Source organism: Morococcus cerebrosus (assembly GCF_022749515.1).
In the GTDB taxonomy this organism is placed as follows: domain Bacteria; phylum Pseudomonadota; class Gammaproteobacteria; order Burkholderiales; family Neisseriaceae; genus Neisseria; species Neisseria cerebrosa.
This window is the reverse complement of the sequence record NZ_CP094242.1, coordinates 1,511,097-1,536,224: the sequence shown is the minus strand read 5'-3', so window position 1 is coordinate 1,536,224 and position 25,128 is coordinate 1,511,097. Positions and strand designations below refer to the sequence as shown.

Here is a 25,128-nt window from a genome sequence, read left to right as displayed (position 1 = left end):
AATTTGGCTGGAAATAGGGTAGAATGAAGTGTCATTTCAAACGGCATGGATTCCGTTGAAACACATGGAATTCTACCCTTTGTTTATATTTTAAAGAAAAGAGCTCGCGTCATGATGGATGAAAAACTCAATTTTTCTTATCTGTTCGGTTCAAATGCTCCCTACATCGAGGAGTTGTATGAGAATTTCCTGGAAAACCCCAATTCGGTCGATGAAAAATGGAAGCAGTATTTCACCGACTTAAGCAAGCAGCCTGGTGCGGCGGATGTTGATATCGCCCATGCTCCGATCCGTGAATCCTTCGCTAATTTGGCAAAAACCAAATCGACAGCGGCTATTGCCGGCGGTATGGACGAAGCCATGATGAAGAAACAGGTCGGCGTACTGCGGTTGATTTCTGCTTACCGTATTCAAGGTGTGGGCGCTGCTCAGCTTGACCCGCTCAAACGTATCCCGCCACGCGACATTGAAGCCCTCGATCCCAAATTCCACGGACTGAATGATGCCGATATGGCGGTTCAGTTCAATATGGGCGAGGGCGATTTTTCCGGCCAAAGCAAACTGCCTCTGTCCCAAATCATCAGCAACCTCAAGCAAACCTACTGCGGCCACCTCGCATTGGAATACATCTACATTCCCAATACCGAAGAGCGCCGCTGGTTGCGCAATTATTTCGAGGATGTGCTGTCCACCCCGAGCTACAGTGCCGAACAGAAACGCCGCATCCTGAAAGAAATGACCGCTGCCGAGACTTTGGAGCGTTATCTGCATACCAAATATGTCGGTCAGAAACGCTTCGGCGTAGAAGGCGGCGAGAGCGTGATTGCCGGTCTGAATTACCTGATTCAAAACGCAGGTAAAGACGGTGTCGAAGAAGTCATCATCGGTATGGCACACCGAGGTCGTCTGAATGTCTTGGTCAACATTTTGGGCAAGAAACCGGGCGATTTGTTTGCCGAATTTGAAGGCCGTGCCGAAATCAAGCTGCCCAGCGGCGACGTAAAATACCACATGGGTTTCAGCTCCGACATTGCTACGCCGAACGGTCCGATGCACGTTTCTTTGGCGTTCAACCCGTCTCACTTGGAAATCGTGAATCCTGTCGTTGAAGGTTCTGCACGCGCCAAACAAAAACGCCTGGGCGAAAACGGCCGCGACAAAGTATTGCCCGTATTGATTCACGGCGACTCTGCATTTGTCGGACTGGGTGTCAACCAAGCAACGTTCAACCTGTCCAAAACGCGCGGCTACACCACCGGCGGTACGGTTCACATCGTCATCAACAACCAAATCGGCTTCACCACTTCCGATACCCGCGACACCCGTTCGACCGTGCATTGTACCGACGTGGCGAAAATGGTTTCCGCTCCGGTCATCCACGTCAACGGCGACGATCCGGAACGCGTTTGCTTCGCCATCCAAGCCGCTTTGGACTACCGTAAGAAATTCAACAAAGACATCGTGATCGATGTCGTCTGCTACCGCAAATGGGGTCACAACGAGGGCGACGATCCGACCCTGACCCAGCCGATGATGTACAAAAAAGTATCGCAACACCCCGGAGCGCGTGCTTTGTACACCGAGCAACTGATCGCAGAAGGCGTGGTAACGCAGGCAGAAGCCGACGGCTATATCCAAGCCTACCGCGATGCTTTGGATAAAGGCGAACACGTTGAGCAAACGACGTTGAGCAACTTCCAACGCACGCAAATCGATTGGAGCAAATACCAAGGCAAAGACTGGCGCGAAGATGTGGAAACCGGCCTGCCCGCTGCCGACATCGAGCGTCTTGCCGAGAAATTTACCGCCGTTCCCGAAGGCTTTGCACTGCATCCGACTGCCAAACGCGTGCTCGAAGCGCGTAAAGGCATGGCTGCGGGCAGTCAGCCGATTGACTGGGGTATGGCGGAAACCCTTGCATACGCCAGCCTGGTCACCAAAGGCCACGGCGTGCGCATTTCCGGCGAAGACTCCGGACGCGGTACGTTCTCACACCGCCATGCCGTATTGCATGACCAAAAACGCGAAAAATGGGATGATGGTACTTATGTGCCGCTGCGCAATATGGGCGAAGGCGCAGGCGAATTCCTCGTTATCGACTCCATTTTGAATGAAGAAGCGGTCATGGCGTTCGAATACGGTTTCGCCTGCTCCGCTCCTGATAAATTAACCATTTGGGAAGCGCAGTTCGGCGACTTTGCCAACGGCGCGCAAGTCACCATCGACCAATTCCTGTCTTCCGGCGAAACCAAGTGGGGACGTCTCTGCGGTCTGACCACCATCCTGCCGCACGGCTACGACGGTCAGGGCCCGGAACATTCCTCCGGCCGCGTGGAACGCTGGTTGCAGCTCTGCTCCGAACACAATATGCAAATCATCATGCCATCTGAAGCGTCGCAAATGTTCCACCTGCTGCAACGCCAAGTCTTGGGTTCGTACCGCAAACCGCTGGTGATTTTCATGTCCAAACGCCTGTTGCGCTTCAAAGGCACGATGAGTCCGCTGGAAAACTTTACCGAAGGTTCGCGCTTCCGCCCTGTCATCGGCGATACCGCCGAGCGTGGCAACAATGAAAGCGTGAAACGCGTGATTCTTTGCGCCGGACAGGTTTACTACGATTTGGAAGCAGGTCGCGCCGAGCGCAAACTGGAAAACGATGTCGCCATCGTCCGCGTCGAGCAGCTTTATCCGTTCCCATACGACGAAGTGCGCGCGGAGTTGGCGAAATATCCGAACGCGAAATCCGTGGTTTGGGCGCAAGAAGAGCCGAAAAACCAAGGCGCGTTCTACCAAATCCGCCACCGCTTGGAAGACGTTATCAGCGAAAGCCAAAAACTGTCTTACGCCGGCCGTCCGAGCAGCGCATCGCCAGCCGTCGGCTATATGAGCAAACACGTCGCCCAGCTGAAACAACTGGTTGAAGACGCCATGACACTGTAACGCAATACGGTGCGGCGTTCCGAATGAAACACTTCAGACGGAACGCCCGCCAAACAAAAGAGATAACACACAACAGGTCGTCTGAAAACCAACGACCATCCGGAGACACAAAATGATTATTGACGTAAAAGTACCCATGCTGTCCGAAAGCGTATCCGAAGGCACGCTCTTGGAATGGAAGAAAAAAGTCGGCGAAGCCGTAGCGCGCGACGAAATCCTGATTGACATCGAAACCGACAAAGTGGTTTTGGAAGTACCTTCCCCACAAGCCGGCGTATTGGTTGAAATCATTGCCCAAAACGGCGAAACCGTTGCCGCCGAACAAGTATTGGCACGCATCGACACCGCAGCAACCGCTTCCGCTTCTGCTGAAGCCCCAGCCGCCGCGCCTGCACCTGAAGCCGCTCCCGCCGCTGCGCAAACCAATGCCGCCATGCCTGCCGCCGCCAAACTGGCAGCCGAAACCGGCGTGGATGTGAACGCGCTGCAAGGTTCTGGTCGTGACGGTCGCGTCTTGAAAGAAGACGTGCAAAACGCTACCGCCAAACCTGCTGCCGCACCCGCTGCTGCTCCTGCACCTGTTCCGGCGGGCGTACGTCCGGAGCAACGCGTTCCGATGAGCCGCCTGCGCGCCCGTGTTGCCGAACGTCTCTTGGCTTCGCAACAAGAAAACGCGATTCTGACTACGTTCAACGAAGTCAACATGAAACCCATCATGGACTTGCGTGCGAAATACAAAGAAAAATTCGAGAAAGAACACGGCGTCAAACTCGGCTTCATGTCTTTCTTCGTCAAAGCAGCCGTTGCCGCGCTGAAAAAATATCCGGTGGTCAATGCCTCCGTTGACGGCAGCGACATCGTTTATCACGGTTACTTCGACATCGGTATCGCTATCGGCAGCCCGCGCGGTTTGGTCGTGCCGATTTTGCGTGATGCCGACCAAATGAGCATTGCCGACATCGAACAAGCCATCGTCGATTACGCCAAAAAAGCCAAAGACGGCAAAATCGCGCTGGAAGATTTGACCGGCGGTACGTTCAGCATCACCAACGGCGGTACGTTCGGATCTATGATGTCCACCCCGATTATCAATCCGCCGCAATCCGCCATTTTGGGTATGCACGCGACCAAAGAACGCGCAGTCGTGGAAAACGGTCAAGTCGTTGTCCGCCCGATGATGTATCTGGCACTCTCTTACGACCACCGCATCATCGACGGCCGCGAAGCCGTGTTGACTTTGGTTGCCATCAAAGACGCGCTAGAAGATCCGGCACGCCTGTTGTTGGATCTGTAAACGCTGTCAAAGGGATATAAAGCGGATAAAAACAGAGCAGTTTGAAATCGGGCTGCTCACTGGTTTTCAGACGACCTTGAAATGAAAAAAGGTCGTCTGAAAACAGCAGGATGTTTGAAATCTAAGGGAGAAAGTTTGTTGCTGCCATTTTTCGTGCAGAAGCAAACGCTTGAAAATCCATAGGAGCGTATCCATGAAACCCATCTCCCTGTTTCCGCTTTTGGCTGTCGTTTCCCTGCTTGGCGCGTGTGCCGCATTCGAAGGCAAGGAATATTCCGTCAACGCTTATGATGCGCGCGGCAGAATGTTGAACAAGCGTTTTGAAATGGACAGCAACAAAGCAGGCATTCCCGTCGCCCGCAGCGTTTTGTGCAAACGTTATCTGCACGCTACCGTGCGCGTTTACAACAATTTTACCGGACAGGAAGTCAGGGAATACAGTCCGCATTCCTGCCGCCGCTGATGCGTCCGAACCAATCGGGCTGAAATTTGAATAGGTCGTGCCTGTGAGCAGGCTTCGCACTCTGAAAAAGGCAGAATAAGTTTTAATTTTGTTGAAGCCGCGTTTTCAGACGACCTCTCATGCAAAATATAGTGGATAAACTTTTGCTGAAGGTTTTCCTGCGGCAAAAATATCAAACAACAAAGGATTTTTCACATGTCTCAATACGATGTAGTAGTCATCGGCGCAGGTCCCGGCGGATACGTTGCCGCCATCCGCGCCGCCCAACTGGGTTTTAAAACCGCCTGTGTCGATGCGGGCGTCAACAAAGCAGGCGACGCGCCCGCGCTGGGCGGCACCTGCCTGAACGTCGGCTGTATTCCTTCCAAAGCCCTGTTGCAATCCAGCGAACATTTCCACGCCGCGCAGCATGATTTCGCCGAACACGGCATCAGCGTCGGCGACATCAAATTTGACGCGGCGAAAATGATTGCGCGCAAAGACGCCATCGTAACCAAGCTCACCGGCGGCGTGAAATTCCTGTTCCAAAAAAACAAAGTAACCAGCCTGTTCGGTACGGCTTCATTTGCCGGAAAAAACGGCGATGCCTACCAAATCGAAGTCGATAACAAAGGCGAGAAAACCGTTATCGAAGCCAAACACGTCATCGTAGCGACCGGTTCCGTGCCGCGTCCGCTGCCACAGGTTGCCATCGATAATGTAAACGTATTGGACAACGAAGGCGCATTGAACCTGACCGAAGTGCCCGCCAAACTCGGCGTCATCGGTTCGGGTGTGATCGGTTTGGAAATGGGTTCTGTATGGAACCGTGTCGGTTCGCAAGTTACCATCCTCGAAGCCATGCCGACCTTCCTTGCCGCCGCCGACCAGCAAATCGCCAAAGAAGCGTTCAAATACTTTACCAAAGAGCAGGGCTTGAACATCGAACTGGGCGTAAAAATCGGCGACATCAAATCTGAAGGCAAAGGTGTTTCCGTTGCCTACCAAACTGCCGCAGGCGAAGCCAAAACCGAAGTATTCGACAAACTCATCGTCGCCATCGGTCGTATTCCGAACACCAAAGGCTTGAACGCCGAAGCCGTCGGCTTGGAAAAAGACGAGCGCGGCTTTATCAAAGTGGACGGCGAATGCCGCACCAACCTGCCTAATGTCTGGGCAATCGGTGATGTGGTTCGCGGCCCGATGCTGGCGCACAAAGCCAGCGACGAAGGCGTGGCGGTTGCTGAGCGCATCGCCGGTCAGAAACCGCATATCGACTTCAACAGCGTACCGTTCGTGATTTACACCGACCCCGAAATCGCCTGGGTCGGCAAAACTGAAGAGCAGCTCAAAGCCGAAGGCGTGGAATACAAAAAAGGCACTTCCGGCTTCGGTGCAAACGGCCGCGCTTTGGCAATGGGCAAGGCAAAAGGTACGGTCAAAGTGTTGGCGGATGCCAAAACCGACCGCATCTTGGGCGTACACATGATCGGCCCGGTTGTCAGCGAATTGGTCACTGAAGGCGTCACTGCGCTCGAATTCTTCGCCAGCAGCGAAGACATCGCCCGCATCATCCATGCCCACCCGACCTTGTCTGAAGTGGTTCACGAAGCCGCACTGGCCGCCGACAAACGCGCTTTGCACGGCTGATGAGGTCAAGTAAAGCATAAAAGGTCGTCTGAAAAAGTTTCAGACGACCTTTTCGGAAAGATGAATGTTCGGAAGCAATGTTCCGATAGGTATAGAGAGAAAATAGGGCATATCAGTTGCCATTGTTCTCTTGTCGGAATGACGATTTAAGCATTTTCTATTTGAATCTACGATAGTGGGTTAAGTTTAAATTCAGGACAAGGCGACGAAGCCGCAGACAGTACAGATAGTACGGCAAGGCGAGGCAACGCAGTACTGGTTTAAACTTGAACCACTATATATAATCGGCGACACATTCACAGACAGCATTTGATTATGAATAAAGAAGTAATCGGTATCCTGTTTATACCGATGGGAATCATCAGCATGTGTATGGCCGCGTTGTGGCAGATGTATGTGATGATGACCGAAACTTATACGCTCAACCGTTTCAAAGACAAAGAATTGGTTTGGCGCGTAGCTTTGTTATTTATCAGTTTCAGCCTTGCCGTTTACCTGCTCTGTCCGAATTCGCGTAAAAAAGGCATCGTCTTTTTTATTCTCGGGGGCGGCGGCGCAATCATGTATCTGCTTGCGCGGATGTGGTTGCCGTTCAGCAAGTGAAACGACGATTTTCCGACCGCCGAAAGGTCGTCTGAAACGCACGGGGTTGTCATTCAGAGGCAGTCTCAGGGCATTCCACTAATCTAAAGGAGAAATCCATGAATCTACACGAGTATCAGGCTAAAGAACTGCTGGCAAGCTACGGCTTGCCCGTGCAAGGCGGTATTTTGGCGCACAACGGCGAAGAAGCCGCAGCCGCTTACGACAAACTGGGCGGCAAATTTGCTGTCGTTAAAGCCCAAGTCCACGCAGGCGGACGCGGTAAAGCGGGCGGTGTAAAAGTCGTCAAAAGCCGTGAAGAAGCCAAAGAAGTGGCGGAAAGCCTGATTGGCACCAATCTGGTTACTTATCAAACCGATGCCAACGGTCAGCCGGTCAACAGCGTTTTGGTTTGCGAAGACATGTATCCGGTGCAAACCGAGCTGTATTTGGGCGCGGTGGTTGACCGTTCTACCCGTCGCATCACATTCATGGCTTCGACCGAAGGCGGTGTGGAAATCGAAAAAGTTGCCGCTGAAACCCCTGAAAAAATCTTCAAAGTAACCGTTGACCCGCTGGTCGGCCTGCAACCTTGCCAAGCGCGCGATGTGGCGTTCCAACTGGGCTTGAAAGACAAACAAATCAACGAGTTCGTCAAACTGATGACCGGCGCGTACAAAGCGTTTGTCGAAAACGACTTTGCCCTGTTTGAAGTGAACCCGCTGGCAGTCCGCGAAAACGGCGCGCTGGCCTGTGTGGACGGCAAAATCGGTATCGACAGCAACGCCCTCTACCGCCTGCCGAAAATCGCCGAATTGCGCGACAAATCCCAAGAAAACGAACGCGAGCTGAAAGCCTCCGAATTCGACCTGAACTATGTTGCGCTGGAAGGCAACATCGGCTGTATGGTGAACGGCGCAGGTTTGGCGATGGCAACCATGGACATCATCAAACTTAAAGGCGGGCAACCTGCCAACTTCTTGGACGTAGGCGGCGGTGCGACCAAAGAGCGCGTAGTTGAAGCGTTCAAACTGATTCTCGAAGACAAATCCGTCAAAGGCGTATTGATCAACATCTTCGGCGGTATCGTCCGTTGCGACATGATCGCGGAAGCCATCGTTGCAGCCGTTAAAGAAATCAACGTTGACGTGCCTGTCGTTGTCCGTCTGGAAGGCAACAACGCCGAACTCGGCGCGAAAATCCTGAACGAATCAGGTCTGAAACTGACTTCCGCCGACGGCCTGAATGACGCAGCCGAAAAAATTGTCGCAGCCGTAAACGCCTAAGGAGAAAAGAATGAGCGTATTGATTAATAAAGACACCAAAGTATTGGTTCAAGGTTTCACCGGTAAAAACGGTACTTTCCACTCCGAACAAGCTCTGGCTTACGGCACTAAAGTCGTCGGCGGCGTGACTCCGGGTAAAGGCGGTCAAACCCACCTGAACCTGCCTGTGTTCAACACCATGAAAGAAGCCGTTAAAGAAACCGGCGCGGACGCATCCGTGATTTACGTTCCGGCTCCGTTTGTTTTGGATTCTATCGTTGAAGCGGTTGATTCCGGAGTAGGCTTGGTGGTTGTGATTACCGAAGGCGTTCCGACTCTGGATATGCTCAAAGCCAAACGCTATCTGGAAACCAACGGCAACGGCACACGTTTGGTCGGCCCTAACTGCCCGGGCGTGATTACTCCGGGCGAGTGCAAAATCGGCATTATGCCGGGCCACATCCACACTCCGGGCCGCATCGGCATCATTTCCCGTTCCGGTACATTGACTTACGAAGCCGTGGCACAAACCACCAAACTGGGCTTGGGTCAATCAACCTGTATCGGTATCGGCGGCGACCCGATTCCGGGCATGAACCAAATCGACGCGCTGAAACTCTTCCAAGAAGACCCCGATACCGACGCTATCATCATGATCGGTGAAATCGGCGGTACTGCGGAAGAAGAAGCAGCCGAATACATCCAATCCAACGTAACCAAACCCGTCGTCGGCTACATCGCTGGTGTGACCGCCCCTAAAGGCAAACGCATGGGTCACGCCGGTGCAATTATCTCCGGCGGCAAAGGTACGGCGGAAGAAAAATTCGCCGCTTTCGAAAAAGCCGGCATCGCCTACACCCGCAGCCCTGCCGAATTGGGCAGCACCATGCTGGAAGTGTTGAAAGCAAAAGGCTTGGCGTAAAGCTCAGTCGTTTTGATTGAAATGCAGAGAGGTCGTCTGAAAACTTGGAAACAGGTTTTCAGACGACCTTTTTATCTCTAGCGTTAATCTTTACATGTTTTCAAACCACCTTTAGCCGAATTGACTTGAGAAGAAGTGTAAAGGGGTTATAATCAGTTAACAGATGAATAATCTGTTATTTCACCCATATGGACATCAAGGAGAAGGTAATGAAAAAACATGATTTTGAATCCCGCAAAGAAGCTTTGTTGAAAGACATCCAAGACGTGATGAGCGATGTTGAAGAGCTGTACAGCAAAGGCGTGGAAGTCGGCTCGGAAGAGGGCAAAAAAGCCAAAGCCAAATTGCAGGAGAAACTTGAAGCTGCCAAGGATCGTTTGCATGACTTCCAAGAAGAAGCCGGCGACCGAATCAGATACCACGCTGACCGCGCGCGTGAAAAATACGACGAATTTGAAGAAGAGGCAGAAGAGCGTTTCAGAGAAGGCAAAAAACGCTTTGCCGAGTTTGGAGAAGAAGCAGGCGACCGCATCAAACGCGGCGCACGCCAAGCCGATGCAGCCGTACACGACAAACCTTATTACGCAATGGGCTTTGCCGCACTGGCGGGCTTGGTCGTCGGCGTATTGCTGAACCGCCGCTAATCGGTAAAACATGAATGCCGTCCGGACATGATTTTCCGAAATCTTGTTCCGGCGGCGTTTGCTTATGCGGGTCGACAAAGATTTCAGACGACCCCAAAGCCTTCAGATTGTCCGTTTCGGAACAATCAGGGAAATTGGAATATGGGCATCAGACAAAATATCGAACATACGAAAACGCTGCTGAATCAAGGTATTGATTTGTTCCTGTTGCGGATGCAGATTTTGAATCTGGATTTGGCAGAGCAGGCGGAAAACGTGTTCCGCATCATCATATGGTTGGTCGTATCGGGCATATTGCTGCTGGTTGCATTCATCAGCCTGCTTTTCGGACTAAACCGCGTGTTGCCGGATACTGCGGCAATATGGGTATTCTTCGGGATAACCACCGTCTGCCTGATCGTCATTGCGGTCTTGTTCGGCAAAGTGTCGAAAGGCTGGCGCAGCCAAAACAACAAAATCGCCGCAACCTTGCAGGACATTCAGGCAGACATCGCCTGCCTGCGCGGTCAAGATATGCAGGAAGGAGGGGGCGATGAATAAAACGGAACGCGATGAAGCACGCGAACTGCTGCAACTGGAAGCCAAACTCGTCCGCCTGAGGATTGAGGCATCGTATTTGAAACAGCGCAAATTGAAGGAACAGGAAGAGCGCAAGTCGGACACGCTGATGAAGTTGCTGGATTTGGGCAACGAGCTGACGCAGACAAGCCTGCTGTATAAAACGGCAGGACTCGCCATTCCGCGCAAATACCGCTTCGGCGCACTGCTGGCAGCGTTTGCGTTGAAGGCTGCGATGAAGTAGATGGGATTAGAAAGAAGGTCGTCTGAAAGTTGGGTTTCAGATGACCTTTTTGTATTTGCGGGGTTCGTGGGCAAAGCCCACGCTACGGTGGGTTTCAGACGATTTTTGGTTGTCGGTGTAGGTTGGGATAACCGTATCCGACGGGATATTTTTCTGCCGTCATTCCCGCGCAGGCGGGAATCCACTTTTGAATTTCGGCAACTGTTTTTGAATATCTGTTTCTTAGGGTTTCCGATGGATTCCCGCCTGCGCGGGAATGAAGGCTGCTGGAGGTAATTATGGGTTGGATTGGTAAAGTTTGCGTTGAAATTTGCGATGAAGTAGATGAGATTAGAAAGAAGGTCATCTGAAAGTTGGGTTTCAGACGACCTTCTGAGGTTAGCAGGGTTCGTGGGCGAAGCCTACGCTACTTTTGATTTCAGACGACCTTGAGTCAGAGGTCGAAGGCGGCGTTGATGAGGCGTTTGGTGTAGTCTTTCTGCGGGTGGTGGAAGATTTGGTCTGCGCTGCCGTATTCGACGAGTTCTCCGTGCTGCATGACGGCGACGTTGTCGCTGACGGCGCGGACGACGGAGAGGTCGTGGCTGATAAAGATGTAGGTCAGTCCGTATTTGGTTTGGAGTCCGCGCAGCAGTTCGACGACTTTGATTTGGACGGAGCGGTCGAGGGCGGAGGTGGGTTCGTCGAGGAGGATGAACTTGGGCCGCAGGATGAGGGCGCGGGCGATGGCGATGCGTTGGCGTTGTCCGCCTGAGAATTCGTGCGGGTAGCGGTTGAGTGCGTCAGCGGGCAGGGAGACTTCGTCCAGGACTTTGAGGACGAGTTCGGTGCGCTGGGTTTTGGTCATTTCGGGGCGGTGGACGGTGAGGCCTTCGCCTATGATTTCGCCGACGGTGAGGCGAGGGGAGAGTGAGCCGTAGGGGTCTTGGAAGACCATTTGGCGTTCGGCTTTGAGCTGGCGCGCGCGTTCGGGGGTGAGGGCGGCGAGGTCGCTGCCGTCGAAGTGTATGCTGCCTTGGTAGGGGAGCATTTGCATGATGGCTTTGCCGAGCGTGGATTTGCCGGAACCGGATTCGCCGACGATGCCGAGGGTTTCGCCTTGGCGGATGGCGAGGCTGATGTTTTTGACGGCGTGGAAGGTTTTGAGGGGTTTGCCGAAGAAGTTGTGTTTGAGGGTGAAGTGGACGTTGATGTTGTCGGCACGGATGAGCTCGGGCGGGTTGCCTTCTACGGGGTCTTTCATGCCTTTTGGGACGGAGTGGATGAGTTGGGCGGTGTAGGGGTGGGTCGGGTTGGCGAAGACTTGTTTGATTTTGCCGCGCTCGACGATTTCGCCGTCTTTCATGACGCAGACGGTTTCGGCGTAGTGTTCGGCGAGTCCGAGGTCGTGGGTGATGAAGATAATCGCCATGCCCATTTGTTTTTGGAGGTCGTGCAGGAGGTCGAGGATTTCTGCTTGAATGGTGACGTCGAGGGCGGTGGTGGGTTCGTCGGCGATGAGCAGAGCGGGGTCGTTGAGCAGCGCCATGGCGATCATGATGCGCTGGAGCTGGCCGCCTGAGAATTCGTGGGGGTATTGTTTCAGACGACGTTCTGCTTCGCGGATGCCGACGCGGTTGAGGAGGTCGAGGATGCGTTCGCGGGCGGCTTTGCGGGTGATGGTTTTGTTGTGGACGCGCAGGGCTTCTGTGAGCTGGGTGCCGATTTTCATGAAGGGGTTCAGCGAGGTCATGGGCTCTTGGAAGATGAAGCTGATACGTCCGCCGCGCAGGCTGCGGAGGGTTTTTTCGTCTGCGTCGAGGATGGATGTGCCGTCGAAGGTGATGCGTGAGTCTTGTCCGTAAAGGGTGGTGTTTTCGGGCAAAAGGCGCATGAGAGACATGGCGGTAACGGATTTGCCGGAACCGGATTCGCCGACGAGGGCGAGGGTTTCGCCTTTGGCAACTTGGAAGCTGATGTTGCGCACGGAGTGGACGGTTTTTTCGTGGAGCTGGAAGCGGATGTCGAGGTTTTCGACGGTGAGTAATGGGGTGGTCATGGGTGTGTCCTCGTTGTGTGTGTCAGCGGTCTTTGGGGTCGAGTGCGTCGCGCAGGCCATCGCCGATGAAGTTGAAGCAGAAGAGGGTGGCGACGAGGAAGAAGCAGGGGACGAGGAGCTGCCACGGGGCGGCTTCCATGGAGGCTGCGCCTTCTTGGAGCATCGAACCCCAACTGGTCTTGGGTTCTTGTACGCCCAATCCGAGGAAGCTGAGGAAGGATTCGAACATGATCATGCCGGGGACGAGCAGGGAAGCGTAAACCATGACGACGCCGAGTACGTTGGGGATGATGTGGCGGGTAACGATGCGGCGGCGGGATACGCCTGTGATGCGGGCGGCTTCGACGAATTCTTTGTGTTTGAGGCTGAGGGTTTGTCCGCGGACGATGCGGGCGACGTCAAGCCATGAGACGAGTCCGATGGCGACGAAGATGAGTAAGAGGTTGCGCCCGAAGAAGGTGGTCAACAGGATGACGAAAAACATAAAAGGAAAGGCGTTGAGAATTTCGAGCAGGCGCATCATGACGGAGTCGAGTTTACCGCCGAAAAAGCCTGCGAGTGCGCCGTAGAGCGTGCCGATGACGACGGCGACGAGTGCGCCTGCGATGCCGATGAGCAGGGAAATGCGTCCGCCGGCGGCGGCGCGGGTGAGGAGGTCGCGTCCGAGCAGGTCGGTGCCGAAGTAGTGGCGGGTGGCGAAGGAGGGCGGGATTTGCATGTTGTCCCAGTCGGTGTGGTCGTAGGTGTAGGCGCTGACCCAGGGGACGGCGATAACGAAGAGGATAATGGCGGCAAGGATGAAGACGCTGCACAGGGCGGCTTTGTTGTTGCTGAAACGCCGCCATGCGTCCTGCCACAGGCTGCGTCCGTGTACTTGTGCCTGTTCGGCGGCTTCTGCTATGGCGCGGGAATTTTTCTTGTTGAATAGCATGGTGTTCTCCGTTTTTTGTTCGGAGGTCGTCTGAAAACGGCAAAACCGGTTTTCAGACGACCTTTTTTTTGCTTTTAATAGCGGATTTTGGGGTCGATCAGGGCGTAGAGGATGTCGAGTATGGCGTTGAAGACGATGGTCAGTACGCCGACGAGGATGGTCAGCCCCAAGATCATGCCGTAGTCGCGGTTGAGCGCGCCGTTGACGAAGAGTTGTCCGATGCCGGGCAGACCGAAGACGCTTTCGATGACGATGGCGCCGGTGATGATGCCGACGAAGGCGGGAACGAGATAGGAAAGGATAGGCAGCATGGCGGGACGCAGGGCGTGGCGCAGGACGATGCTGTTCATCGATAATCCTTTGGCGCGGGCAGTGCGGATGTAGGGGCTGTTCAACACTTCTATCATCGCGCCGCGCGTGATGCGGGCGAGGCCTGCGACATAGCCTATGGAGAGGGCGGCGACGGGCAGGATGAGGCTGGTCAACGAACCGTCATTCCAGCCGCCGGCGGGCAGCCATTTGAGGGTGATGGCGAAGATGAAAATCATGATGGGGGCTTTGACGAAGCTGGGGACGACGATGCCGGTCATGGCGGCGGTCATGATGGTGTAGTCCGCCCATGTGTTGCGCCTGAGTGCGGCGATGGTGCCCATGAGTACGCCCAAGACGGTGGAGATGATGAAGGCGTACACGCCCAGCTCGACGGAAACGGGCAGGGCTTGGGCGAGCAGCTCGTTGACGTTGTAGTCTTTGTATTTGAATGAGGGACCGAGGTCGCCGTGGGCGAGTTGTTTGAGATAGTTGAAGTATTGCAGGTACATCGGGTCGTTCAGATGATATTTGGCTTCGATGTTGGCCAGTACGGCGGGCGGTACGTTTTTGTCGCCGGTGAAGGGGCTGCCGGGTGCGAGCCGCATCAGGAAGAATGAGACGGTAATCAGTACCAGCATGGTGGGGATGGCGGAAAGTATGCGGCGGATGATGAATTTCAGCATATCGTACCTGCTCGGGGCTTGGTGGGTCGGAATATGCCTGAATACGGGAAGGCGGCCTGAACGGGTGTTCGGACGCTTGGGATGGTTTCTCTTCTTTGTAGTCAGGCCCTTGGTTTTGGAGTGTGCGGGCTTTTGTTTTATGGTCGTCTGAAAACTTTAGAATAGGATTTCGGACGGTTTTTTATTGTGGCAGTCGCGGGCGGAAGCCTGCGTTTTGGGTTTGTTTCGGAGGTCGTCTGAAATCGGATTTTTGGTTTCAGACGACCTTTTTGCTGGTGTTTCTCGTGGGCAAAGCCCACGCTACGGCCTTTTTCAGACGACCTTTGCGGTTAACGCGCCAGCGGTTCGGTGCGTTTGATCAGCCATGCTTTTGCCGCGCCTTCGGTCAGCGGCTCGAGGCGGCGGCGGACTTCGGCGTGGTAGCGGTTGACCCAGTCGATTTCGCCGTCGGTCATCATGGCGGTATCCATCAGGCGGGTGTCGATGGGGCAGAGGGTCAGGGTTTCGAAGTAGAGAAAGCTGCCGAACTCGGTTTCCTGCGGGTTGGCAACAGCTTGGTTGGCGGCGAGGTTCTCAATGCGGATGCCCCATTTTCCGGGACGGTAGAGTCCGGGTTCGATGGAGGTAACCATGCCTTTTTTCATGGCGTGCTGCGGGCCGGGAACGGCGGCACAGGCGATGACTTGCGGGCCTTCGTGGACGTTGAGGAAATAGCCTACGCCGTGTCCTGTACCATGACCGTAGTCGCATTGCGCCTGCCACAAGGGTTTGCGGCAGATGGCGTCTATCATCGGCGAGAGGATGTTTTCGGGGAACACGGCTTCGGCAAGCGCGATATGGGCTTTGAGAACGAGGGTGTTGTCGCGTTTTTGTTCGGCGGTCGGTGTACCGACGGGGACGACGCGGGTGATGTCGGTCGTGCCGCCTTTGTATTGCGCGCCGGAGTCGATGAGCAGCAGACCGTTGCCGCTGATGGTGCTGTGGCTTTCGGGCGTCGCGCTGTAATGCGGCAGGGCGGCGTTGGCGTTGAAGCCTGCGATGGTGTCGAAACTCAATGAGATGAAGCCCGGACGTGCGCTGCGGTGGCGGTGGAGCATGGTGTCCACGTCGATTTCGGTCAGGCTGCCGCCGTTGTCAATGATGTCTTCAAACTCGGCGAAGAAGCCGCACAACGCCGCGCCGTCGTGTTCCATCGCTTCGCGGATGTGGGCGATGTCGGCTTCGGATTTGACGGATTTGAAGAAGGTGGAGGGGTTGATGCCTTCGATAAGGCGCACGCTTTCGGGCAGGCGCACGAGCGTGCTGACGGCGGTTTTGTTCGGCTCGATGAGCAGCGCGCCATCGATTTGCGCGAGTTTGTCGGCAACTTGGGCATAAGGTTCGACTGTCATGCCGGCGGTTTGCAGCGCGGCGGCAGCCTCGGCATTCAGACGACCTTGGTCGGTAAACAGGACGGCGTTGTCTTTGCCGATCAGCAGGAAGGACACGAAAACGGGATTGAAAGGCACGTCGCTGCCGCGCAGGTTGGTCAGCCAAGCGATGTCGTCAAGCGAGGAAACCAAGTGGTAATCCGCGCCTTTTTCCGCCATGACGGCGCGCACGCGGGCGAGTTTTTCGGCGGCGGACTCGGAGACGTAGGCAGGGTCGTGGATGAACACGGTTTCGGCGGGGATGGCAGGGCGGCTTGTCCACACTTGGTCAAGCAGGTCGTCGGGGTGTTCGATGCGGATGTTTTTGGCGGTCAGGGATTGCGCCAAAGTGCGTTTGCCGGTGAGCGACACCATATCGGAAGGGATGCCGACGGCGGCGTTTTCGGGCAGGTTTGCCGCGAGCCATTCGTTATACGGCGGAACTTGCCCGCTTTTTTGCAATTCAATGCCGCTGCCTGCAAGCTGTTTGGTGGCTTGTTCCCAATAGCGGCTGTCCACCCACACGCCTGCTTCATCGGCGGTTACGACGAACGTGCCGACCGAGCCGGTAAAGCCTGACAACTCGCGGCGCGCCTGCCAGTGTGCGGGCAGGTATTCGGAAAGATGGGGGTCGGCGGAGGGGATGACGAGTGCGTCCAAACCTTGCGCCTTCATGGCTTCGCGCAATGCGGACAGGTAATTCGATACGGTATTCATGAACGGATTCTCCAATAGGGTTTCGTGGTTTCAGACGACCTTTTTATAGCGGATTAACTTGATGTACAGAGAGGTCGTCTGAAAAACGTGTCTATGTTATCAAATCACTTCTTGGGTGCAAACGACCAATTTTTGATGGTGTAATTTTTCAGCGGGTCGCGGTCGGAGTAGCCTTGGATGTCGGGTTTCACCAGATTGATGCTGACTTGGTGATACAGCGGGATAAAGGCGTCGTCGCGTTGCAGCATCGCCTCGGCGCTGACGTAGCGGCGGGCGCGCTCTTCGGCGGAAATGCCCGCTTCGAGCGTGCTGTTCATCAGCTTGTCGAATTCGGGATTCTTGTAATGGAAGGCGTTGTTTGGATTGTTGGATTTGAAAATATTGAGCATGCCCGCAGGGTCGTTGTAGTCGGAACACCAGCCCGCAAACGCCATACTGAAGTTGCCTTGCAGGCGCTTGTCCAAAAAGGTTTTCCATTCTTCGTTCATCAGCGTGGGGCGCACAAACGGCACGGTCGCCTTCCAAATGGATTGCAGCGCGGTAATTTGTTTTTTGGCGGCCTCGCTGGTGGTATAGACGATTTGGAACTCGAGCGGTTTCTCTTCGCTGTAACCCGCTTCGCGCAAGAGTTTTTTCGCTTCGGCAATGCGCGCTTCGCGCTTGAGCGGCTTCCACGCGGGGGCAGACTCGCCGCCGCCCTGCATATTTGGCGGGGTAAGCTGGAACGCTTCCTTGTCGCCGCGTCCGGCAACTTTGGTAATGATGGCGCGGTCGGTCAGGAGGTTGAGCGCGCGGCGGACTTTGGGATTTTTAAATTCGGCGGATTCCAAGTTCGGCTCTAAAAACCAAGAACACAGCAAAGTCGCGCGCCGGACCTGCCCGGGAAATTCTTTCTCGGCAATCTTAATCTGATCGGAAGGGATGCCGTAGGTAACGTCCACTTCGTCGGCGCGGTAGCGGTCGTATTCTTTGCCGCTGGCGAGGAACACCGCCTGCGGGATGGATACTTTTTTGCTGTCGTAATAAGCAGGGTTTTTATCCATGGTGATGTGGCTGTTGACACGCCATTCTTTGAGGATGTATGCGCCGCTGGAAACATAATTGCCCGGCTGCGTCCATTTTTCGCCGAATTTCTCGACCGTGGCGCGGTGGACGGGGTAGGTGAACTGCTGAATCAGCATATCGGGGAAATACGGCACGGGCGCGGTGAGCGTGAATTGCAGCGTTTTCTTGTCCAAAGCCTTGACGCCCAAAGTATCCGGCTTCGCCTTGCCTTGCAGGATTTCCGCCGCACCCTGTATTTTCGCGTCTTCCAAATAGCTGCTGTTAGGCGCGGCGGTTGCGGGATCGGCGAGGCGGCGGAAGCTGTAAACGAAATCTTCGGCGGTAATCGGGTCGCCGTTGCTCCAATTTGCATCGCGCAGGTGGAACGTCCAAACGCGCCCTTCGTCCGACGACTCCCATTTCAACGCCAAAGCGGGAATGGTTTTGCCTTCGGCATCCGTACTGACCAAGCCGTCCATCATCTGACGGATAATCGCGCCTGCCGCCATATCCGAGCTTTTCTGCGGGTCGAGCGTACTCGGTTCGACCGCGTTGCTGATGACGATTTTATTGTATTCGCTGCGTTTGAATTCGGGCGCGGGCTTGACTTCGCGATGACACGCCGACAGCGCAAGCACTATGGCAAGCGATAAAGCCGATATGGAATAAGGTTTGTTCGGCAGCACGTTTTTTCTCCTCTTCTCGCTATCTCTCCCTCCATCCTGCGTTTTGCAAAAAATAAAAAACTACATATGACTACATGGCAGGGAAATATTCTGATTTTTGGCGGATAAAAAGATTTATTCTCTATGGATATTTGAAAAAATCCGCCTGCTTTGGGAAACGGTTTGCAAGATAACACAAAAAAACGCCGTAAAAAACATTTTTTGAAATAAAAGTTACAAGTGATTACAAAAATATTGATTTTTTTGCACGCCTCAAATAGTATAAAACCCTGTTTAAACGCAGCCTCAGAAAAATCAAGCAAAAGGAGAATAAAATGAAGAAGTTATTAATGATTGCGGTTGCCGTCCCGCTTGCCGCCCCCGCATTGGCATCCGATAACGAAGCCAAAATCGGCGGACGGATATTTACTTCTATCGAACACGAACGCAACGGCAAAGGGCAATCCGCTACCGATATATCCGACAACAACAGCCGCATCTGGATTATGGGCAGTGAAAAACTCGACAAAGACCTCAAGCTCATCTACGGCGTCAATTCATTCGTCGCCTTCGACTACAACGGCTGGAGTACGGACGACTCCTACATCGGTCTGCGCGGCGATTTCGGTACCGTCCGCGCCGGCTGGCTCAGTACCCCCATGCACTACCTGACCGGCGAACAAGACGCGTTCAACGGCAACAACCACACCCAAACCATGGGGCGCATGACCCGTTTCGGCGGCCGTGAAATCGCCCTGAACTACGAATCCAAAACCTTTGACAACGGCTTCAACTACCGCGTCCAAATCGCGCCCGGTGCCAACAAATACAAAGACAGGAAACGTAACAGCGACTGGATGGCGGGCTTAGGTTTGCACTACAAACACCCGACCAACGGTTTCAACGCCCACTACGCCCTCGAATACGCCCGCAACGGCTCGCCTGACGATACCAAAGACAGACAGGTTCATTCCATGAAAGTCGGCTACGACAAAGACAATCTCTACCTCGCCGCCGGTATGATGTACGCCCGCAATGTTGCCGACAAATTCCACTGGGAAGACGAAACCAAAACCAATACCAACACCCGCGATTTCCAAGTGACCGCCGGCTACACCATGGGCAACATCACCCCCAAACTCGGCGTCGCCTACGGTCGCTCCGATACCGGCAAGAACTACAAACAGCTCGCGTTTAACACCGAATACAAATTCTCCAAACGCACGACCCTCTCATTCAACTCAGGCGTAGTCAAAGAAAGCAAAGACCCCAAAACCGGCTGGGCGGCAGGCATTTCGCTGGAACACAGCCTGCAATAACGCGGGATTTGAAGCGTAAAAGGTCGTCTGAAAACCTGAATATGGGTTTTTCAGACGACCTTTTGTAATTGGCTTCATTGCTTGCTGATGTAGGTAGGATACTTGTATCCGACAACTGCTTGAAATTTTCCACATTGCCTAATTAGGGTTTGAATGTTGGCAACGTTGGATACTCATATCTGGCCTACTGACTCCTGAATCGGACGATAAGCCGGGTCGTTTCTTCATGGGCAAGGCACACGCTGCTTATACGGGCAAACCGCCTGCGCCGGCTTTGAAAAAAGTCGTCTGAAAACGGCAGATGCCTTGTCCACAAAAATCGTGCCTATATCCGGATACTGCCTTTATGTTTACAATCATAATGTTATAAAGTATCATCCTTACTTTTGTTTCATTTTGAACACATCGTCTTTAATTCCGATATTGTTATGAATTCCATTTTACTCACCGGATTGTTCCAACGCCTGCTGATTGCGCTTTTCGCTTTGGCGGCGGTTTGGGGCATGTATTTTTGGGCGGTTGCATGAGTATCGTTGTTGAAAATCTGACGGTCAGCTACCGGACACGGCCTGCCGTACACCATGTCGGCATCGAATTTGCCGAGCATTCGATGTGGGCGGTCTGCGGGCCGAACGGGGCGGGCAAATCAACTTTTTTAAAGGCGGTCATGGGTTTGCAGCAAGTCGATACGGGACGCGTCCTCCTGCAAAACCTGCAACGCAAAGACATCGCCTATCTGCCGCAGCAGTCGGACATCGACCGCGGCCAGCCGATGACGGTTTTCGAACTGGCGGCGATGGGTTTGTGGTACGAAATCGGCTTTTTCGGACGGGTTGACGCAGCGCAGCGTATCCGGGTTTTGGATGCGCTTGCACGCGTCGGTATGCGGGATTTTGCCGACAGGCAGATCGCCCATTTGTCCAACGGCCAGTTTCAGCGCGTTTTATTTGCGCGTATGCTGGCGCAGGGGGCGAAATTCCTGCTTTTGGACGAACCTTTCAACGCCGTCGATGCGCGCACGACTTACGCTCTTTTGGATGTATTGCGCCAATGCAATGACGAAGGGCAGGCAATTATCGCGGTGTTGCACGATTATGCGCAGGTACGCGATTATTTTTCGGACACGCTGTTGCTGGCCCGGGAAAAGGTTGCGGCGGGCAGAACGCCGTCCGTCCTGACCGATGAAAACCTTGCCCGCGCGAATATGCTGATGCAGCGGCAGGAGTCTGAGGACTGGTGCGACGTATAGTTTGCGCAGCCCCCTTGTAAGGCAGTACGTCGTCTGAAAGATGCGGCGAAGGATTTTCAGACGACGTTTCCCATTTTCAGAAGTTTTCCCTTATTTACCGGATACCATGAATTTATACGATTTGCTGATTTCCCCTTTTGCGGAATTCGACTTTATGCGCTATGCGCTTGCGTCGGTATTCTGTCTGGCTTTGAGTGCCGCTCCGGTCGGGGTGTTCCTGGTCATGCGGCGCATGAGCCTGGTGGGCGATGCTTTGAGTCATGCCGTCCTGCCCGGTGCGGCAATCGGCTATATGTTTGCCGGGCTGAGCCTGCCTGCAATGAGCGTCGGCGGGTTTGCAGCAGGCTTGCTGATGGCGCTTTTGGCGGGTTTGGCGAGCCGTTTTACATCGTTGAAGGAAGATGCCAACTTTGCTGCCTTTTATCTGAGCAGTCTGGCAATCGGCGTGGTTTTGGTCAGTAAAAACGGCAGCAGCGTCGATTTGCTGCATCTCTTGTTCGGGTCGGTCTTGTCGGTGGATATTCCCGCGCTGCAACTGATTGCCGCCTCGGCAAGCGTCACGGTAACGGCATTGGCGATTATTTACCGCCCGCTGGTCTTGGAAAGCATTGACCCGCTGTTTCTGAAGGCGGTCGGCGGGAAGGGCGGCTTTTGGCACGTCGTTTTCCTGATTTTGGTGGTGATGAACCTTGTTGCAGGCTTTCAGGCACTCGGTACGCTGATGTCGGTCGGTCTGATGATGCTGCCGTCGATTACCGCGCGGCTCTGGGCGAAAAGCATGGGCGCGTTGATGGCTTTGTCCGTCTTTATCGCGCTGGTCTGCGGTTTTGCCGGACTGCTGTTTTCCTATCACGTCGAAATTCCGTCCGGACCTGCGATTATCTTGTGCTGCGGCGTGCTGTATGCCGTATCGCTGGTGTTCGGGCGCGAAGGCGGTATATTGGGCAAATGGTTTAAGCGTCGCAAGCACAAGGCCTTGTGAAGGGCAGTTGTGCAAGCTGAAAATCAAAAAGGTCGTCTGAAAAGCTGCTTGGGCTTTCAGACGACCTTTTTATCGGGTTTACCGATCGGATTTTTGAAACCGATTTGTTGTCATTCAAATAGAAACGTTTCAATCGGCGTTATTCCCGATAAGGCGGAAATTTCTTTCAATTTGGGCAACTGTTTTTCAAATACCTGTTTCTTAAGATGTCCGACGGATCACCGCCTGCGCGGGAATCTCGGCGGATGGCGGGCAGAGTGTTTTTCCAACCCTTTATCCCTGCTGCTTCAAAACTGTTTCTCCACGCTGACGAATGTCTGCATACTTTTGCGGGAATAGAAGCCGCTCATATTGCTGTCGATTTTGAGATAACGGAAATTCAAATGCGGCACTAAGCCTTTCCATGAAATTTTATTGTGCCAAACAGAGGCATTTGCCTGATATTCATGGTCTTTTCGGGTCAGACGGTACACCAGGCTTCCCGGCGCATCAAAGGTACGGCGGGCGTAGCGCAGGTTGGTGCGGATGCCGAATCCGTTCTCAAACGCTTTCGCCGCGCCGAAGCGTATGCCCTTGCGTACGGATGCCTGCTCCGCTTCTTTGGTCATGTCGTGCGACCAGTCTGCGCCGCCGTAGAGCAGCCAGTTTTTCGGTGCAGAGTATGCCAGCGTTGCCCCCGCCAGCGGCATATGGCTGTTGTAACGCGCTGCCGAGCCGCTGTTCCGATAGTATTTTTTGATATAACCTGCATTGAGCGAGAGCCGCCATTTTTCGTTCAGACGACGTGAAAAATCGGTATGGATACCGGTTTCGCGATTATAGCGTTTGCCGCCCAGCCAGTTTTGCTCAGCAAACGGTACAATCCCGAAAGATTGCACTGCCGAACGGTTTTTATAGCCCGCCGCCAAGCGCAGGCTTTGCTCGTTAAAATCCTGATTGTCCCAATAATGCACGCCGTCGCCGTTCAGGCTGCCGTAAACAAAATGATGTCCGCCTACATTGATTTCGCGTGATACGCCAGCTCCGTAGCGGATACCGTGCGCCTTTTGCGGCAGGCTCTCAGCGGTTTTATTCCAGCGTCTGCCGTTCCATTCTATAACGCGCTCGGACGAGGCATTGTTCACATTATCGGTCTGCTCGTATTGCAGCGAAACATCAGGCTGCCAGCTTTGCGCCGATTCAATGGCGGCAAGATAGCGGTCGGCAAGTTGCTGCATGGGCGGCTGCAAATCCGGTTTTGCCTGTTTCAATTCCGCCTTTGCTTCGCGGTACTGCTTGTTTTCAAACATCATTACACCCAAATCGAAACGCGGATACGCCAAATCGGGATGTTTCGCCAAAATGCCGCGATAGAGCGAGACAGCTTCATCATGCCGCAACTGACTGCGCCTCAACGCACCTAAAGCATAATCGTATAAAACGGCATCCTGGTCGGGCGCGGCTTTATATTGCGCCAACAAACCTTCCAGCATCTTCCAGTCCCGTCCGATTAATGCGCGGTTGATCTGTGCTTCCAATGAGGAATCGGCAGAAAGGTCGTCTGAAAGCCTCTGTTCTGCGGGTTTGTCGTCGGTAAAATCTTTTGAGGGTGTTTCGCTGTTAGGCTGCTTGTCAAAAAATACAGGCGCAGGTACACGGACAACGGGTGTCTCGGCAAGGGCGGCTGACGGGAAAGAGAGCATCAGTAAGACGAGATAATTTTTATTCATTTTATTCAGTGGGATATGGATGGCAGGCGTATCCTGTCATTATACGGATAACGCGGTGAAAATGGTCGAAAAGGTCGTCTGAAACGGTTTCAGACGACCTTTTACATCATAATTAAGATGGAAAATTATTTTTGAATCTCTCTGCGTTGTCCGCCGAAGCCGACAGTATCTTTGCCATTAAAGATAACTTTTCCTGCAATTTCTTCTGCATTTTTACCGAAGAAATCTAAAGAGTAAGAGCCTGATTTGTAACCTTGGGTTGCAGTAGATGAAATACCAGTTCCTGAAATCGAACCTTGTTCTAATGTAATGTTATTTCCTAAGCCGGTAATAGTTCCTGAGCCTGTTTTATTTTCAAAATTAACATTGTAATCTAGTGTTCCATTATTTTCGGCATCAAATGCTTTACCGCTATAATTAGCTGTTCCTTTTGTTGGTATCGCTTCTAATTTTGTTTTTAGGCCGGCAATTAGTACATTCGATAGTTCATTAATACTAGAAAAATTACGAACACCTGATTTAGTATCTGCAATAACAATTGAATATGGTTGATTATAGATTGCTTTACCGGTAGTAATAGTTTCTCTTACTGAATAGCAATGTCCATTTGTACAACTAGATGAGGAACTACTTGATGTGCCATATTGGTTTTGCTCGAGTCCATTACGATATTGTCCATTATAAATTCCTTTAGCATTATTGATGATAAGTGTTTCAAGGTTAGCTTTTGCTGTATCTTCATCTAAATCTACATTATTTTTAGCAAAATCAGCAGCTTGATATTCATTAAGACCTTCAGCAATAGCAAGTTTTGTCAAATCTTTTATTTTAATCATGTTATCTAAATTTGCTTTAGATACATCATCTTCATTATTGATATTATTTTGCGCAAATTGTTTTGCTTCGTCATCGTTTAGCCCTTTAGCTTTAGCTTGTTCAATTAATTCAGCAGTTTTTTGTGCGATACGTGCTTCTTCAGCTTTACGAGCTTCTTCGGCTTTACGAGCTTCTTCAGCCTTACGAGCTTCTTCAGCCTTACGGGCTTCTTCAGCCTTACGGGCTTCTTCAGCCTTACGGGCTTCTTCAGCTTTACGGGCTTCTTCAGCTTTACGGGCTTCTTCAGCTTTACGGGCTTCTTCGGCTTTACGAGCTTCTTCGGCTTTACGAGCTTCTTCAGCCTTACGGGCTTCTTCAGCCTTACGGGCTTCTTCAGCTTTACGGGCTTCTTCGGCTTTACGAGCTTCTTCGGCTTTACGAGCTTCTTCGGCTTTACGGGCTTCCTCAGCTTTGCGAGCCTCTTCGGCTTTACGAGCTTCTTCGGCTTTACGGGCTTCTTCAGCTTTTTGAGCTTCCTCTGCTTTACGAGCTTCTTCGGCTTTTGTATTTTCAATATTGGTATCTGTTGGTCGTGCAGATGGCGTTCCTCCCCCACCTCCGCCACAGGCTGCCAGACTTAGAGCGATAACGGTTACTGCGCTTATTTTTTGTAAAGACATAGATGCTTCCTTTGTAATGGGAGGGTTAATAAG

At 53.1% G+C, this 25,128-nt stretch carries 20 protein-coding genes and 1 pseudogene; 14 read left to right on the top strand and 7 right to left on the bottom strand.

Going from position 1 to position 25,128, the window contains the following annotated elements; all coding sequences use genetic code 11:
- Positions 1 to 111: 111 nt before the first annotated feature.
- The 11 genes and pseudogenes from MON37_RS07175 to MON37_RS07130 all read left to right on the top strand — a co-directional run bounded on the left by MON37_RS07175 (position 112) and on the right by MON37_RS07130 (position 10,541).
- Positions 112 to 2,940 carry a 2-oxoglutarate dehydrogenase E1 component gene (locus MON37_RS07175; RefSeq protein WP_039405326.1) on the top strand — a complete coding sequence of 943 codons (2,829 nt, stop codon included), beginning with the start codon at positions 112 to 114 and terminating at the stop codon, positions 2,938 to 2,940.
- A gap of 112 nt (positions 2,941 to 3,052) precedes the next feature.
- On the top strand, positions 3,053 to 4,234 hold the full coding sequence (odhB, locus tag MON37_RS07170; RefSeq protein WP_039405329.1) for a 2-oxoglutarate dehydrogenase complex dihydrolipoyllysine-residue succinyltransferase: 1,182 nt from the start codon (positions 3,053 to 3,055) through the stop codon (positions 4,232 to 4,234).
- Between the two features lie 193 nt (positions 4,235 to 4,427).
- On the top strand, positions 4,428 to 4,697 hold the full coding sequence (locus tag MON37_RS07165; RefSeq protein WP_039405330.1) for a hypothetical protein: 270 nt from the start codon (positions 4,428 to 4,430) through the stop codon (positions 4,695 to 4,697).
- 195 nt (positions 4,698 to 4,892) lie between these two features.
- Positions 4,893 to 6,326: a dihydrolipoyl dehydrogenase gene (lpdA, locus tag MON37_RS07160; RefSeq protein ID WP_016687976.1), complete on the top strand. Its 1,434-nt coding sequence runs from the start codon at positions 4,893 to 4,895 to the stop codon at positions 6,324 to 6,326.
- A 174-nt stretch (positions 6,327 to 6,500) separates the two neighbouring features.
- Positions 6,501 to 6,624: pseudogene (locus MON37_RS12470) on the top strand (IS5/IS1182 family transposase); the annotation flags it as partial.
- Between the two features lie 17 nt (positions 6,625 to 6,641).
- Positions 6,642 to 6,929: a hypothetical protein gene (locus MON37_RS07155; protein ID WP_003755543.1), complete on the top strand. Its 288-nt coding sequence runs from the start codon at positions 6,642 to 6,644 to the stop codon at positions 6,927 to 6,929.
- Positions 6,930 to 7,027: 98 nt separating this feature from the next.
- Positions 7,028 to 8,194: an ADP-forming succinate--CoA ligase subunit beta gene (sucC, locus tag MON37_RS07150; RefSeq protein ID WP_039405333.1), complete on the top strand. Its 1,167-nt coding sequence runs from the start codon at positions 7,028 to 7,030 to the stop codon at positions 8,192 to 8,194.
- 10 nt (positions 8,195 to 8,204) lie between these two features.
- Entirely contained in the window at positions 8,205 to 9,095 is an 891-nt protein-coding gene (gene sucD, locus MON37_RS07145; protein ID WP_003745608.1) for a succinate--CoA ligase subunit alpha, read from the top strand.
- Between the two features lie 209 nt (positions 9,096 to 9,304).
- Positions 9,305 to 9,739 carry a DUF883 family protein gene (locus MON37_RS07140; protein WP_039405335.1) on the top strand — a complete coding sequence of 145 codons (435 nt, stop codon included), beginning with the start codon at positions 9,305 to 9,307 and terminating at the stop codon, positions 9,737 to 9,739.
- Between the two features lie 141 nt (positions 9,740 to 9,880).
- On the top strand, positions 9,881 to 10,279 hold the full coding sequence (locus tag MON37_RS07135) for a phage holin family protein (protein ID WP_039405337.1): 399 nt from the start codon (positions 9,881 to 9,883) through the stop codon (positions 10,277 to 10,279).
- Positions 10,272 to 10,541, top strand: a complete 270-nt coding sequence (locus MON37_RS07130) for a hypothetical protein (RefSeq protein ID WP_003755528.1) — start codon at positions 10,272 to 10,274, stop codon at positions 10,539 to 10,541. Before MON37_RS07135 ends, MON37_RS07130 begins: the two co-directional genes overlap by 8 nt.
- Positions 10,542 to 10,974: 433 nt before the next feature.
- On the opposite strand, the gene MON37_RS07125 is transcribed toward MON37_RS07130, so the two are convergent.
- From MON37_RS07125 to MON37_RS07105, 5 genes are all read right to left on the bottom strand, one after another.
- On the bottom strand, positions 10,975 to 12,579 hold the full coding sequence (locus tag MON37_RS07125) for an ABC transporter ATP-binding protein (RefSeq protein ID WP_039405338.1): 1,605 nt from the start codon (positions 12,577 to 12,579) through the stop codon (positions 10,975 to 10,977).
- Positions 12,580 to 12,601: 22 nt separating this feature from the next.
- Positions 12,602 to 13,510, bottom strand: a complete 909-nt coding sequence (gene oppC / locus MON37_RS07120; RefSeq protein WP_016687970.1) for an oligopeptide ABC transporter permease OppC — start codon at positions 13,508 to 13,510, stop codon at positions 12,602 to 12,604.
- Between the two features lie 74 nt (positions 13,511 to 13,584).
- Positions 13,585 to 14,505, bottom strand: a complete 921-nt coding sequence (gene oppB, locus MON37_RS07115) for an oligopeptide ABC transporter permease OppB (RefSeq protein ID WP_039405341.1) — start codon at positions 14,503 to 14,505, stop codon at positions 13,585 to 13,587.
- Positions 14,506 to 14,834: 329 nt separating this feature from the next.
- Entirely contained in the window at positions 14,835 to 16,631 is a 1,797-nt protein-coding gene (locus MON37_RS07110) for an aminopeptidase P family protein (RefSeq protein ID WP_039405344.1), read from the bottom strand.
- 104 nt (positions 16,632 to 16,735) lie between these two features.
- Complete coding sequence (locus MON37_RS07105) at positions 16,736 to 18,361, bottom strand: peptide ABC transporter substrate-binding protein (RefSeq protein ID WP_039405347.1); 1,626 nt, start codon at positions 18,359 to 18,361, stop codon at positions 16,736 to 16,738.
- 314 nt (positions 18,362 to 18,675) lie between these two features.
- On the opposite strand from MON37_RS07105, the gene MON37_RS07100 reads away from it, so the two are divergent.
- The 3 genes from MON37_RS07100 to MON37_RS07090 all read left to right on the top strand — a co-directional run bounded on the left by MON37_RS07100 (position 18,676) and on the right by MON37_RS07090 (position 21,890).
- On the top strand, positions 18,676 to 19,659 hold the full coding sequence (locus MON37_RS07100; protein ID WP_039405350.1) for a porin: 984 nt from the start codon (positions 18,676 to 18,678) through the stop codon (positions 19,657 to 19,659).
- Between the two features lie 523 nt (positions 19,660 to 20,182).
- Entirely contained in the window at positions 20,183 to 20,908 is a 726-nt protein-coding gene (locus MON37_RS07095; protein WP_209323750.1) for a metal ABC transporter ATP-binding protein, read from the top strand.
- A 106-nt stretch (positions 20,909 to 21,014) separates the two neighbouring features.
- Positions 21,015 to 21,890, top strand: coding sequence for a metal ABC transporter permease (locus MON37_RS07090; RefSeq protein ID WP_019270326.1), 876 nt, complete (start codon positions 21,015 to 21,017; stop codon positions 21,888 to 21,890).
- Positions 21,891 to 22,177: 287 nt separating this feature from the next.
- Here the strand turns inward: MON37_RS07090 and MON37_RS07085 are convergent, their stop codons facing one another.
- Positions 22,178 to 23,599 (bottom strand): surface lipoprotein assembly modifier, encoded by a 1,422-nt coding sequence (locus MON37_RS07085; protein ID WP_070635810.1) that lies wholly within the window; start codon positions 23,597 to 23,599, stop codon positions 22,178 to 22,180.
- A 125-nt stretch (positions 23,600 to 23,724) separates the two neighbouring features.
- Complete coding sequence (locus tag MON37_RS07080; protein ID WP_242883579.1) at positions 23,725 to 25,095, bottom strand: Slam-dependent surface lipoprotein; 1,371 nt, start codon at positions 25,093 to 25,095, stop codon at positions 23,725 to 23,727.
- Positions 25,096 to 25,128: the final 33 nt, after the last annotated feature.

Coding starts and splice junctions, on each gene's coding strand:
- MON37_RS07175 (WP_039405326.1), top strand. CDS start 112: ATGATGGATGAAAAACTCAATTTTTCTTATCTGTTCGGTTCAAATGCT.
- odhB (WP_039405329.1), top strand. CDS start 3,053: ATGATTATTGACGTAAAAGTACCCATGCTGTCCGAAAGCGTATCCGAA.
- MON37_RS07165 (WP_039405330.1), top strand. CDS start 4,428: ATGAAACCCATCTCCCTGTTTCCGCTTTTGGCTGTCGTTTCCCTGCTT.
- lpdA (WP_016687976.1), top strand. CDS start 4,893: ATGTCTCAATACGATGTAGTAGTCATCGGCGCAGGTCCCGGCGGATAC.
- MON37_RS07155 (WP_003755543.1), top strand. CDS start 6,642: ATGAATAAAGAAGTAATCGGTATCCTGTTTATACCGATGGGAATCATC.
- sucC (WP_039405333.1), top strand. CDS start 7,028: ATGAATCTACACGAGTATCAGGCTAAAGAACTGCTGGCAAGCTACGGC.
- sucD (WP_003745608.1), top strand. CDS start 8,205: ATGAGCGTATTGATTAATAAAGACACCAAAGTATTGGTTCAAGGTTTC.
- MON37_RS07140 (WP_039405335.1), top strand. CDS start 9,305: ATGAAAAAACATGATTTTGAATCCCGCAAAGAAGCTTTGTTGAAAGAC.
- MON37_RS07135 (WP_039405337.1), top strand. CDS start 9,881: ATGGGCATCAGACAAAATATCGAACATACGAAAACGCTGCTGAATCAA.
- MON37_RS07130 (WP_003755528.1), top strand. CDS start 10,272: ATGAATAAAACGGAACGCGATGAAGCACGCGAACTGCTGCAACTGGAA.
- MON37_RS07125 (WP_039405338.1), bottom strand. CDS start 12,579: ATGACCACCCCATTACTCACCGTCGAAAACCTCGACATCCGCTTCCAG.
- oppC (WP_016687970.1), bottom strand. CDS start 13,510: ATGCTATTCAACAAGAAAAATTCCCGCGCCATAGCAGAAGCCGCCGAA.
- oppB (WP_039405341.1), bottom strand. CDS start 14,505: ATGCTGAAATTCATCATCCGCCGCATACTTTCCGCCATCCCCACCATG.
- MON37_RS07110 (WP_039405344.1), bottom strand. CDS start 16,631: ATGAATACCGTATCGAATTACCTGTCCGCATTGCGCGAAGCCATGAAG.
- MON37_RS07100 (WP_039405350.1), top strand. CDS start 18,676: ATGAAGAAGTTATTAATGATTGCGGTTGCCGTCCCGCTTGCCGCCCCC.
- MON37_RS07095 (WP_209323750.1), top strand. CDS start 20,183: ATGAGTATCGTTGTTGAAAATCTGACGGTCAGCTACCGGACACGGCCT.
- MON37_RS07090 (WP_019270326.1), top strand. CDS start 21,015: ATGAATTTATACGATTTGCTGATTTCCCCTTTTGCGGAATTCGACTTT.
- MON37_RS07085 (WP_070635810.1), bottom strand. CDS start 23,599: ATGAATAAAAATTATCTCGTCTTACTGATGCTCTCTTTCCCGTCAGCC.
- MON37_RS07080 (WP_242883579.1), bottom strand. CDS start 25,095: ATGTCTTTACAAAAAATAAGCGCAGTAACCGTTATCGCTCTAAGTCTG.